Genomic DNA, 11,631 nt, shown 5'->3' on the forward strand with positions numbered 1-11,631 from the left:
GCTACGAGGCCCGCCGCTCGGGCGGGCCCTCGTCGATCACCCGCTCGTGGCGGAGCTGATCGCCGCCCGGCATGATCGCGCAGCCGGCTCGTCGGGCGAGGCGCTGCAGCATGCCGGGCGTGAAGCCCGGCAGCGACGGCACGAAGACCGCACGCGCGCGGACACGCCGGGCGTAGTCGATCGTGGTGCGGTTCATGGCGCCCGCGCGCACGCGAACACGGACGGCATCGTCGTGCAGGAATGGGGTGTGCAACACCTCTTCGCACCACCGCGAAGTCCGGCGTCCGGCTGCGCGGGCCCGACGGAGGCAGTCGACCGTGCGTGAGACGTCGACGCTCCGCAGCAATCGCTGCGCCGGCATCATGTCGGTCAACACGCGGACCACGTGGAGCGGTGCATCGACCGCGCGCGCCAGCGCGAACGCCCGCTGCAGCGTCTCGCTCGCGTAGCACTCGTCCGGCACCGCCAACACGATCGGCCGCGCGGTCTCCCCCGCCTGCGGCGTCATTGCGACCTCCTGCGAGAGGCCTCGTCAGCGCCGCATTGCCGCGCTCGGAAGTACCCACGACCACGGCGCTGCGCCGTCGCCCAGGCGCAACGTGCGAGTTGGCAGCGGACAGACGCGTCCTCGCTCCGTCGCCACCCCATGGCGGAAGGAAGCAGGCGTGACGCCGCGTCGTGGTCGTGGGTATCGCTGTACAAACCGTGGCTCCACGCGGAAGGCGAGGCCATCATCCGCGACGACCGTGTTTTCGTAAATAGCGAAAGATTGACAACGCTTGTCGCTGCAATCGACAAAGAGTCATGGCGCTCAACTTCAAGCACCTGCACCACTTCGCGATGATCGCCCGCGAAGGATCGCTGTCGCGCGCCGCGACCAAGCTCCACGTGACGCACTCGACCCTGAGCGCGCAGGTCAAGCTGCTCGAGGAGCACTTCGGCGTGGCGCTGTTCGAACGCAGGGGCAAGCGCCTGCATCTCACCGCCTTCGGAGTCGAAGCGGCGGCCTACGCCGAGGACATCTTTCGACTCGGACGCGAGCTCGACGACGTCGCGCATGGCCGCGGCAGCTCGGGCCGCGAGCTGTTGCGCGTCGGGGTGGTGCCGGGCGTGCCCAAGCCGCTGGTGCACCACCTGCTCGGGCCCTCGCTCGACCACCCACATGCCGGGGTCACGACGGTGGTGCAGGGCTCGAGCGCAGTGCTGCTCGAGGCGCTCGTGAGCGGACGGCTGCACGTGGTGCTCACCAACGAGACCCCGACCGCCCACGCGGGCACGCGGACCCACGCGCACGTGCTCGGTGAGACGCGCATCGCCCTGCACGCCGTGGCCGCGCTCGCGCGCAAGCTTCGGCGCGACTTCCCGCGCTCGCTCGCGGGGCAGCCCTTCGTGCTGCCGCCGGCCACCACCGCCCTGCGCCGGCGGCTCGACGACTGGCTGCTGCAGCGCGGTCTCACGGTGCGGCCGGTGATCGAGGTCGAGGACGCGGGATTGCTGCGCGCCTTCGGTGGTGCCGGGCGCGGCATCTTCCCGGTCCGCGCCGCGCTCGCGCTGGAGCTCGAGGACGTCCACGACGTGGCCGAGGTCGGCGACTGCGAGGGCATCCGCGAGCGCTACTACGCCATCACCGTCGAACGCCGCATCCGCCACGCCGCCGTCGCGGCCCTGGTCGAGTCGGCGCGGGAGAACCTGCTGGCCACGCTGGAGCTCGAGCACCGACGCTCCCGCGCCAAGCGGACCGCCGCGCCGAATCGCTGACGGCTAGCGCGAGCGCTCGCGCAGCCGGCCGCCGCCCCACGGGCCGGGCTGCGTGCGGCCGGTGACCTGCCGGATGAGGCCCTCGAGCGGGCCGTACTCCCAGCGTCGACGCCACCACACCGAGAACCCGATCGCGCCGGCATAGAACGCCAAGCCATAGGCGAGTGCGAACTCGATCGGCTGCCCGCGCAGGAGCCCGTGATCGATCGGCACCAGGATGGCGAGCACGTGTGCGACGTACAGGGTGAATGCCATCTGCCCGGTCGCGACCAGCTCGATGACCCAACGATGGTGGGGTCGTCGACGCGCGATCTCGATGCAGACGCAGATCACCGTCACGGCCAGCGACGCCCCGGAGAACACGAAGAACGGCCGCGGCGCCCGCGGCCACGTGCGCAGCCACTGCGCGAGTTCGCCGAGCCCGAGCACCCCGGTGCTCTGATCCCAGCGCGCGAGCGCATCGACGCCTTCGGCGAGCACCAGCACGGCCACGGCGGTCGCAAGCACGCGTCGGCGCAGCCCGTCGTCGCCGAGCGGCAGCCGACCGATGGCCATGCCGACCAGCAGGAACGCGAACCACGGGAACACCGGGTGTACGCCGTTGAAGAACACGTGGCGCAGCGCGCCGTCGAGGGTCCACAGGCTGGGGTGCGCCGCGAAGTCGAGCTGATGGAAGAGCAGCAATGCGCCGAGCACCATCGCGACCGCCAGCGACCACAACACCCACGTCGCCGCCCGCAGCAGCGGGATCGCGAGCACGAGGTACACGCCGTAGAAGTGCAGGATGTCCCACTTCCACAGGTGCATGAGCAGCAGGCCCAGCCCGAGCAGGATCGTCGCGCGCTCCAGCAGTGCGCGTCGCTCGAGTCGCAGCGCCTCGAAGTCGAGACCCGCGTGGCTGCGCAGCGTCACGGCGACGCCGGCGAGCACCACGAAGAGCGCGCCCGCCTTGCCCTCGATGCGATCACCGAGCCACACCAACGCGGGCCAGCCGTCGTGATACGCCTGCATCTTGCCGCGGAAGTTCACCAGCACCATGCCGAACACCGCGAGCGCACGTGCCACGTCGATGCCGGGCAGGCGCGCCGTCGTGACCGGGGTCTCGTCGTCGTGCGCGGACATCGGGGCAGCACGAACGGTACACGAGCGCGTGGTCGCGGCACATCGGTGCGGCCTCGCGCGGGCCGCATCCGGCACCATCGGGGCGCGCGCGAAACGCAGCGCCCGCGGACCTCGCCCGTCAGGTCGCGACGGTTCGTGCGTGCTCGCGGTGCCACTCGGCGAGCGAGAGCGCGGGATAGCCGTCGAAGTGCGGATCGGTGGCATCGCCCTCGACGCGGACCCAGCCCGCCTTCGACCCCAGCATCAGGTGCACCGACGACGGCGCCGGCGGCAGCGGGGTATCGATGGCGCCGGCGACCGGGTGCACCAACGCGGGCCAGTCGTCGTGTGCGGCCCACAGGTGCGAGCCGCAGGTGCCGCAGAAATGCCGAGCGTGTCGACTGGGCGCGGTCACCCCGTCGGTCTCGCGCATCGCACGATAGACCCGCACGTGCTCGCGACCCTCGACCTGCAGCGTCGCCGCGTCGCCGCCGAGGTTGATCGCGTAGCCCCCTGCACCTCCGGCCTTGCGGCAGATGCTGCAGTAGCAGCGCTGATAGGGCACCGGCTCGCTCGAGTCGAGCGAGAACCGGACCAGACCACAGTGGCACGAGCCTTCGAGTCGCATCGCACCGGACCTTAGCAGGGTGCTAGTCTCTGGGCGGTTGGGGCCGCGCCGTCGCGGTCATGGGTTCGTCCCCGTGTGGTGCGCCGCCGTCCTCGCGATCCTCAGGCTGGGCTCCGACCCGGTGCCCGAGCCTGCTGCGCAGGTCCACACCGACGGCCCTGCGTGCGGCGACTCGCTGGCGGCACGGGTCGCGCGCAGCCTGCCCGCCGGCGTCACGCTCGACGACGACGTCGCGATCGATGCGAGCCTCGCCCGCGGCGATGACGGCCTGTGGCGGATCGATCTCGAGATTGTCCGCGGTGAGGCCAGTGAGATGCGCGCCTTCGTGGCCGACGATTGCCACGCGGTGCTCGACGCCGCCGCGTTCGCGATCGCGATCGCGGTCGATCCGCAGCGGCAAGCCGACCCGACCGCGCAGATCCCCGAGCCCGCGTCCGAGCCGTCGCCGGCGCCCGAGCCGACCGCGGCCGCCACGCCGCGGCCGACCCCCGCAGCATCGGCGACCGCCGCAATCGCGCCCGCACCGGCACCCCCGAGCGGCCCGAGGGCGCGTCGGATCGGTGCCTACGTCGGCGCGGCCGGTGGCCTCGACATCGGTGCGCTGCCGCGGGCGACGGGCTGGTTCGAGGCGGACCTCGGTGCGCGCGGCGAGCACTGGCGCGCGGGCCTGGTGGGTGGGTTTCGCTTGCAGACCGAGCAGCGCGCACGGACCGACGCCGCCGCCGGCGGTCGATTCTGGCAGTGGACGGTGGGCGCGAAGGCCTGCGGCGTGCCCACCCGCCGCGCGCTGGAGTTCCCCCTGTGTGGCGGCATCGAGGTCGGGCAGCTGCGCGTGCAGGGTTTCGGCTTCGTCGACGCGCGGAGGCTACAGCGGCCGTGGGTCGCAGCGTTGCTCGGCCCGCAGTTGCTATGGCGCGTCCACTCGCGCGCGGCCATCGGCATCGGCGCGGAGCTGGGCGTGCCGTTGCTGCGCAGCCGCATCGACATCGACGGCCTCGAGCGCCTTCATACCGTGGGTCCCGTGTTCGTGCGGACGCTGGTGCGCCTCGAGGGGCGCTTCCCGTGAGGACGCCGTGACGGATCGGCCGGGCCGCGGGCAATGCCGCGATGTGCCGCCCCTCGCCGCCCCTGGGCCCGCGCCCGATCGCGACGACGCGCCGCTCCCGGGCGCACTCGATGGCATCTACCGCGAGCACGTCGACTTCGTGTACCGCATCGCGTGCCAGCTCGGCGCGCCACCAGCGGCGGTCGAGGACGTGGTGCACGACGTGTTCATCGTGGTGCACCGACGTCTGCACGAGTTCGACGGCCGCAGCATGCGCTCGTGGCTGTACGGCATCACGCGGCGGGTGGTGGCCCATGAGCTTCGCGGCGGCGCCCGGGCACGGCGGCGGCTCGCCGCCCTGCCACCACCACCACCGTCGCGCGATCCCGAGGACACCACCGGCGACGCGCAGGCGATCGCCTTGATCGAAGCGTTCCTGCGCTCGCTCGACGACGACCAGTGCGCGGTGTTCAGCCTGGTGGAGATCGAGGGCTGCAGCGCCGTCGAGGTCGCGGCGGCGCTCGGGGTCAACGTGAACACCATCTACTCGCGCCTGCGACTCGCACGGCAGCGGTTCGCGCGGCTCGTGGCTGCACAACGGGAGGCCCGTCATGGCTGAGCTCGACCATCTCGATCGGCTGCTGGCCAGCTATCGCACGGCCCGTGGCGCGCCGCCCGAGCTGCAGCTCGCGGTGCGCGAGCGACTCGCACGCGAGCTCGCAGCGCCGCGGCAGGCTGCGCCGCAGCCACGTCGCGGACGCACGCTCGTCATCGCTGCGACCGCGCTCGCGCTCGCAGCCGGACTGATCCTCGTGTGGCAGTCATTGTCGCGACCACGGGCGCTCGCCCGTGATCACAGCCGCGAGCAGGCCGGCGACCAGCTGCAGCGCCCCCACGGCGAGCAGCCCACCGTCGCCCCCGGCGTGGCGCCAGCCGAGCTGCCCCACGCCGGCACGACCGCGGCACCGGTGGCCGACGCCCGCACCAACGCGATCTCGCCGCCTGGCCGCGAGGTCGCGCCGCCGCCGATCCGCGAGCGTGACGCACGTGCCTCCGCGCTCGCAGCCGAGCTCGCGGGACTCGAGGCGATCCGCACGGCGCTCGCGAACCATCACGCCGAAGAGGCGCTCACCGCCCTCGCGGCGCACCGCGCTGCGTTCCCCAGCGGCCAGCTCCTGCGCGAGCGCGAGGCGCTGATGATCGAGGCGCTGTGCCAGCACGGCGACGAAGCGGCGGCGCAGACCCGCGCTCGCAGCTTCGCGCGCACCTACCCCGAGTCGACGGCGCTCGCCAAGCTACCGCGGACGTGCCGCTGACGCTCAGCCGCACGCCACCAGCAGCTCACACACGGGCGCATCGACGAACTCGCCGGCGTAGCGCTTCGGCGTGCCGTCGGGCGCGAGCACCAGCACCTCGAACGTGCCGGATGCGGTCGCTTCGGTGGTGTCCTCGTTGAAGCCGAACTGCACCGTCCACACCTCCAGCTCGTCGACGCCCTCGTACAGCACACCGAGCGGCTCGGTCGCGCTCTGCTCGAAGCTACCGGGCTCGACCGCGCCGTAGAGCTGGAGCTCCAGCAGCTCGAGCCCGGTCTGGGCCGGCTCGCACCCCGACAGCATCGCGGTGTCGTAGATCGTGAAGGAGAAGCGATCGCCGATCTCATCGGGGCACCCGCGTACCACCGCCGCAGCACCGACCGGACCGGCCTCGACCGCGGGCGCGAGGGCCTCGGGGACGCAGTAGCCACCGCCGCAGTTCGGATCGCTGCCACACACGCAGGCGGCGTCCTGCTCCGAGTCCTCGCACGACCAACCGCTGCCGGCACACAGCCCATAGTCCTGCGCGACGAAGCACACCTCGCCCTGCGCACATTGGCCGCCGTCACTGCACGGGGTGCGCAGGCACCCTTGGGCATCGAACGGCGAGTCGAGCGCGCCGCACTGATCCCCGCAGGGCGGCTCGAACAGCTGGCACCCCTGGCCGCCGCAACGATCGCCGGTGTCCGATGCGGAACCGCTGCCCGTGCTCGCGCTGGCACCGGTGATCGACGCCTCCCCGCCTTCGCCCGCCGTGCTGCTCTCCGAGCCGGTCACACCATCGGACCCGCCGCTGTCATAGCTGCCCAGCGAGCCGCGGTCGTAGCACGCCGCCATCGCCGTCATGAGCCACACCCCAGCGCGCGCAAGCTTGGTCCATCGTTTCATGCCGTACTCGGTTCCCATGATCCCGGCATTGCCCACGCTCGGCCCGATCCATCACCGGCCATCGCGAACGACGTGGTGCCATACCCCAAGGCAGACATTGAGCAAGTTGAGGGTCACCATGAGCGCCCCGACACGGGTGAAGCGCCGATGCAGCGGCGCGAGTTCGGCGGCGGTCGCGACCACCCGCGCCGGCCACATCCGCCACGAGAGCCACGTGAACAGCACTGCGTTGGTCGACAGCAGCGCCACCTTCAGCGCGAGCACGGCGTCGAGCCCGAGCGCCCGCAGGCGCCACAGCTCGGCCCCCGCGAGCGCGAGCATCGACACGCCCGCAACCACCCACCAGCGCATGCCCGCGACCACGGTGAAGACGAAGTCCTCGAAGCGCGTGGGCGTCGCGAAGAAACGCGCGGCGCGCGGGTGCAGCACGAACACGTTGAAGCCGACCGCGCCGATCCACACGCCGCCGCCGAGCACGTGCACCAACACGACGATCGCACGCCACAGCGCCTCCACATCCACGCTCCCAGAGCTTGCGTCGGCACGCGGTCGGATTGCAACCTCGTCGCCGCGCACGGCTACGGAGCGCGCTGCACGGCCGGCCCACGTGTGATGCACACACTCGGATGCGCGGGTCGCCATCCATGACGGGAACCCGCGACGCGCCCGGGCAGCTTCGCGCGCGCGGCCGCGGTGCAGATCACAGCAGTCCGCACTGGCGGTTGTCGCCGATCACCTCGATCGGCCACACCATCACGAAGTTGAAGCACATCTCGTCCTCCGTCGCCTCGCCGAACGTCACGCGACTCCCACCCGCATTGTCGTAGGTGCACGTGGTTCGCAGCGCGTCGCCGGGCTGGATCAACACCTCGGGTGCGTGGGGATAGTAGGTCTGACTCTCGAAGTTGAAGCTCGGCACATCGACGAGGGTCTCGACCGGACCCGACTCGCCGCCGCGCATGATGTCGGTGCGGAAGCCGCGTCCGAGCTGATGCATGTGCGGGAAGCTGGCGATGGCGTGCAGCGGCTCGGGCAGGTAGCTGGTGATCCAGCCGGGACAGATGCCCGACTCGTCGTGCGCCGCTGCGTCCGCGGGGATGTCGATGCCGAGCGTGCCGAGCGTCACGATGCCAGCGGTGTGTTCGCGCGGCTCGTCGACGACACACATCGCGACGCCGCTGCGATCGATGGCGTCCTCCAGGTGCGCGACGTTGTGATAGTGGACCTGCAGGATGAACGAGACGTTCTCGCCCCCGAGCTCGAGGCCGACATCGGGCGGCAGCTGGTAGTTGCCGCCGCCGGGGGCCCAGCCGGCCACGAACAGGGCATCGGACGGCATGTTGCACGGCCCCGAGCCACCGTCCTGCTGCGGCGTCTCGGTGCGAAAGAGGATCCAGTGGTGCAGCACGCGGGCATCGTCGGTGATCGGCGCCCATGCGATCGCCTGGGTGGCCGCGGCGACCGGCGACGCGAAGGTGAAGCACTGGTAGAGGTTGTCGGCGCCCTGCGCCGGCACGTGGAAGCCCGCGTCACCGTCGTGGGCGGTGAACTCCACCGTCGGCTCGCACGGCAGCGCCTCGGGTCCAACCGGGTCGGACGGCGATCCGCCGTCTTCACAGGCGGCCGACGACGACGGCGTGCCGGCCTCGATCCACGCCTGCAGCACCGCGAGATCGTCGGCGGGCATGGTGCCGGTGGCGGGCATCGGCCGCTGCTCGTCGACGATGCGCTGCGACGCCAACGCAGCGACCGCGAGCTCGGGCTGTGTCACAGCCGGCACGCGCCAAGCATCGACGTCGAACAACGACATCGGGGCGCCGAACATCGGCTGCGCGTCGTGGCAACCGGTGCAGTGGCGATCGACGACGTCCTGCACGTCGCAGGGCAGCCCACGGCCCCCGGTCGTTCCCGCCTCCCCGCCATCGGACGACGCCTCGCTCGCCCCACCCATGCTCGCATCCCCGCTCGCGTCCGCGCCGCACGCGTCTGCGTCGCAATCGACCTGGGGCGCCTCGTCGGCGCAGGCGGGCCCGACCACCGACAGGACCGCCCCCACCATCCAAGCGCCGCAGCGGCCGCGCAGCTTCGTGACGTCAATCATCGCCGCGTGCTGTGCGAAGGCCGTGCCACCCCGATCGGTGGCGTCTCGACGCAGGGACCGCAGGTGTGGTTCCCACCGCCGTTGCGAAGCACGACGTTGCAGGTCGGCACCGAGCTGGACTGCCGTCGAGGGCCGGGCGGGCGCGGGCGCGCGTCACCGGCCGCGGCGCGGGCGGGCGCGAGCGCCCGTCGCCGGTGGTGACACCTCGCGGAATCCACCGGGCGGCAGTCCCTCGAGATCGATGGCGCCGATCGCCGCGCGGACCAACCGCAGGGTCGGCAGACCGATCGCGGCCGTCATGCGCCGCACCTGCCGGTTGCGTCCCTCGTGCAGCACCAACTCGATCCACGAGGTCGGGATGCTGCGTCGCTCGCGGATCGGTGGCACGCGGGCGGGCAGGCTCGGTTCATGCTCGAGCACGCGCGCCTCACAGGGCCGCGTGACGTAGTCGCGGATCGCGATGCCCGGGCGCAGCCGATCGAGCGCGCTGTCGTCGGCGAGGCCTTCGACCTGCGCCCAGTAGGTCTTCGGGTGTTCGAAGCGCGGGTCCGACAGTCGATGCTGCAGACGGCCGTCGTCGGTGAGCAGCAACAAGCCTTCGCTGTCGGCGTCGAGCCGGCCAGCAACGTACACACCGGGCGGCAGACCGAACTCCGCGAGCGTGCGCCACTCGCCCTTGGGCAGGAACTGACTCACGACGCCGTAGGGCTTGTGGAACGCGATGAGCACGCGGGTGGTCCTGCGCGAACCGAAGAGTACGGCCAGCCGCACACATCGCCGGCGGCGAACGGAAATTGCGCCGCCCGAGGCAGATCTCGCGCGCTGCGCGACGCCGACACGCCGCTGCGCCGACACACCCGCAAACGGTCCCAACCAGCCCTCGCCGCCCGCGTGGCCCCCGTGCCGCCATCGCCACGAACATCGATCGCTGCCACCGATCGACGATGGCCGTTTGGCCAGGTTCGCCGCGGCAGCCGCCCTGCTAGCCTGATGCAGAACTCATGGAAGCGCAGTCCCGCTATCGCATCCTCCTGGTCGAAGACTACGAGCCCCTGCGCAAGACGTACGAGCGAACCTTCACCGAGGCCGGTTACGACGTCATCGCAGCCGACACCGTGTCGCACGCCCGTGATGCCTTCGCAGATCCCGAGCTCGATGTTCACGGTGCCTTGCTCGACTACCGCCTGCCGGACGGCACCGCAGCCGTGCTCGTGCAGGAGCTCCTCGATCGCAACCCGCTGTGCCGTTCGGCCGTCGTCACCGGTGCGATCGACGAGGAGACTGCACTCGAGAGCGCGCGCTGTGGTGCGCACGCGTACGTGCGCAAGCCCGAGACATTTCCCAACCTCTTGTCGACGCTGGCGTCGACCGTGAGCTCGACGCTGGAGTGGCGACGCGCGCTCGGGCAGCTCTCACCCGCACCGGGTGCCGAGAGCGCGGCGCCGCAGCCGGTCGGCTTCGATCTGCAAAAGGCGATGACGCGCATGGCCCACGTCTTCGGGCTCTCGCACATGGAGACGCTGGTCGCGTGGCGCTTGATGTGGGGCGACTCCAACAAGCGGATTGCACAGCTGCTCGGGTGCAGCGAGCGCACCGCGAAGTACCACGTGGCCGCGGTGCTGCAGCGCACCCGCGCCAAGACCCGCAACGCGCTGCTCGGCGTGATCCTCACCGACGCGGGCGTGGAAGATCCGTGGGCGACGCGCGGCGATCCGGATCTCCCGGACGGCGAGGAGCCCGAGCTCCCGAGCTGACGTCCGAGGCGGTCGCGTCTACGCCAGCGCGGTCGCGATGCCGAAGCGGACCCACAACGCGTCGAGCACGAGCCCCAGCACGAACAGCAGGCCGAAGCGACGGTTGTGGTCGAACGCGAAGGCCACGAACCACAACGGCCACACCTTGGCGGGGAACCACACCGGCGGGCCCTGCGGCCTTGGTGCGCGATAGGTCGTGATCACGCGACGCGCGGCCGGCATCGCACCGACCACGAGCAGCAGCGCGGGGCCGAGCCGACCGCCGAGCACGAGCCACAGCACCAGCAGGTACTGCAGCGCGATCATGGCGACCACGCTCGCGCGCGCGAGCGGATCGCCGAGCCACACCGGCAGCGTGCGGATGTTCTTGGCGCGGTCTTGCGGCAGCTTGTCGATGTGCTTGCCGAAGATCACCGTGGTCGCACCCAGCGAGAACGGCAGGCTCGTCCACAGCACGGTCGCATCGATGGTGCCGGTGACGACGTAGTAGCCGCCGCCGACCATCAGCGGCCCCCACACGACCACGACCGCCAGCTCGCCGAAGCCGTAGTACTTGAGCGGCCAGGTGTAGAAGAGCACGAAGAACACCCCGCTGCCCATCAGCAGCAGCGTTGCGCCGCCGCGCAGGTAGACCAGCGCGACACCGGCGGTCAGCGCGACCGCGCCGGTGCCTGCGATCCACCACAGCATCTGCGTGCGCGTGAGCATGCCGTGCTCGAGCGGCTGCGGTCCGTACTGCGCGCGGAAGTAGTCGCCCGCATCGACGCCCTTGAGGTGATCGGTCAGATCGTTGACGAGGTTGTTGGTCGCGTGTGCGAACACCAGACCGATCGCGGTCAGCAGCCACAACCATCCATCGAAGCGTGCGTCACGAAAGGCCAACACGCCGGCGATCCCGACCGACACCAGCGTCATGATGAGCACCGCCGCGCGCGTGGCCACCAACCACCGCGTCACGAAGCCCAGCGTCTGCCAGGTCTCGCGGTCGATGCGAGGGATCGCTCGCAGCGCCTCCAGCCATCGTGGACGTGCCATCGCCC

Annotated in this window: 13 protein-coding genes; 5 read left to right on the forward strand and 8 right to left on the reverse strand. The window is 71.3% G+C overall.

Features of this window, described 5'->3' with window-relative positions:
• Window position 1: 1 nt before the first annotated feature.
• The gene (locus IPH07_22220; GenBank protein MBK6920132.1) at window positions 2-508 is read right to left on the reverse strand and encodes a hypothetical protein; all 507 of its coding nucleotides are present in this window, start codon (window positions 506-508) and stop codon (window positions 2-4) included.
• Window positions 509-804: 296 nt separating this feature from the next.
• On the opposite strand from IPH07_22220, the gene IPH07_22225 reads away from it, so the two are divergent.
• A complete protein-coding gene (locus tag IPH07_22225; protein ID MBK6920133.1) occupies window positions 805-1,758 on the forward strand; it encodes a LysR family transcriptional regulator in 954 nt (317 codons plus the stop codon).
• 3 nt (window positions 1,759-1,761) lie between these two features.
• Here IPH07_22225 and IPH07_22230 read toward each other — a convergent pair whose 3' ends face one another.
• Both IPH07_22230 and IPH07_22235 read right to left on the reverse strand, forming a co-directional pair.
• Window positions 1,762-2,880 (reverse strand): DUF1624 domain-containing protein, encoded by a 1,119-nt coding sequence (locus tag IPH07_22230; protein ID MBK6920134.1) that lies wholly within the window; start codon window positions 2,878-2,880, stop codon window positions 1,762-1,764.
• 118 nt (window positions 2,881-2,998) lie between these two features.
• Entirely contained in the window at window positions 2,999-3,487 is a 489-nt protein-coding gene (locus IPH07_22235) for a GFA family protein (protein ID MBK6920135.1), read from the reverse strand.
• A gap of 73 nt (window positions 3,488-3,560) precedes the next feature.
• On the opposite strand from IPH07_22235, the gene IPH07_22240 reads away from it, so the two are divergent.
• From IPH07_22240 to IPH07_22250, 3 genes are read left to right on the forward strand one after another with little or no spacing between them, the layout of a single operon-like run.
• Window positions 3,561-4,553 carry a hypothetical protein gene (locus tag IPH07_22240; GenBank protein MBK6920136.1) on the forward strand — a complete coding sequence of 331 codons (993 nt, stop codon included), beginning with the start codon at window positions 3,561-3,563 and terminating at the stop codon, window positions 4,551-4,553.
• A gap of 7 nt (window positions 4,554-4,560) precedes the next feature.
• A complete protein-coding gene (locus tag IPH07_22245; GenBank protein ID MBK6920137.1) occupies window positions 4,561-5,151 on the forward strand; it encodes a sigma-70 family RNA polymerase sigma factor in 591 nt (196 codons plus the stop codon).
• On the forward strand, window positions 5,144-5,848 hold the full coding sequence (locus IPH07_22250) for a hypothetical protein (GenBank protein ID MBK6920138.1): 705 nt from the start codon (window positions 5,144-5,146) through the stop codon (window positions 5,846-5,848). Before IPH07_22245 ends, IPH07_22250 begins: the two co-directional genes overlap by 8 nt.
• A gap of 3 nt (window positions 5,849-5,851) precedes the next feature.
• Here the strand turns inward: IPH07_22250 and IPH07_22255 are convergent, their stop codons facing one another.
• The 4 genes from IPH07_22255 to IPH07_22270 form a co-directional block, all read right to left on the reverse strand.
• Entirely contained in the window at window positions 5,852-6,754 is a 903-nt protein-coding gene (locus IPH07_22255) for a hypothetical protein (GenBank protein ID MBK6920139.1), read from the reverse strand.
• A 33-nt stretch (window positions 6,755-6,787) separates the two neighbouring features.
• Window positions 6,788-7,258, reverse strand: a complete 471-nt coding sequence (locus IPH07_22260; protein ID MBK6920140.1) for a hypothetical protein — start codon at window positions 7,256-7,258, stop codon at window positions 6,788-6,790.
• Window positions 7,259-7,436: 178 nt separating this feature from the next.
• Window positions 7,437-8,837 carry a hypothetical protein gene (locus IPH07_22265; protein MBK6920141.1) on the reverse strand — a complete coding sequence of 467 codons (1,401 nt, stop codon included), beginning with the start codon at window positions 8,835-8,837 and terminating at the stop codon, window positions 7,437-7,439.
• Window positions 8,838-8,990: 153 nt separating this feature from the next.
• Complete coding sequence (locus tag IPH07_22270; GenBank protein ID MBK6920142.1) at window positions 8,991-9,566, reverse strand: pseudouridine synthase; 576 nt, start codon at window positions 9,564-9,566, stop codon at window positions 8,991-8,993.
• 272 nt (window positions 9,567-9,838) lie between these two features.
• Here IPH07_22270 and IPH07_22275 point away from each other — a divergent pair, with 272 nt between their 5' ends.
• Window positions 9,839-10,591, forward strand: a complete 753-nt coding sequence (locus IPH07_22275) for a response regulator (protein MBK6920143.1) — start codon at window positions 9,839-9,841, stop codon at window positions 10,589-10,591.
• An 18-nt stretch (window positions 10,592-10,609) separates the two neighbouring features.
• Here IPH07_22275 and IPH07_22280 read toward each other — a convergent pair whose 3' ends face one another.
• Window positions 10,610-11,626 carry a prenyltransferase gene (locus IPH07_22280; GenBank protein ID MBK6920144.1) on the reverse strand — a complete coding sequence of 339 codons (1,017 nt, stop codon included), beginning with the start codon at window positions 11,624-11,626 and terminating at the stop codon, window positions 10,610-10,612.
• Window positions 11,627-11,631: the final 5 nt, after the last annotated feature.

The organism is Deltaproteobacteria bacterium (assembly GCA_016709225.1).
Classification (GTDB): Bacteria; Myxococcota_A; Polyangia; order Nannocystales; family Nannocystaceae; genus Xiheibacterium; species Xiheibacterium phototrophicum.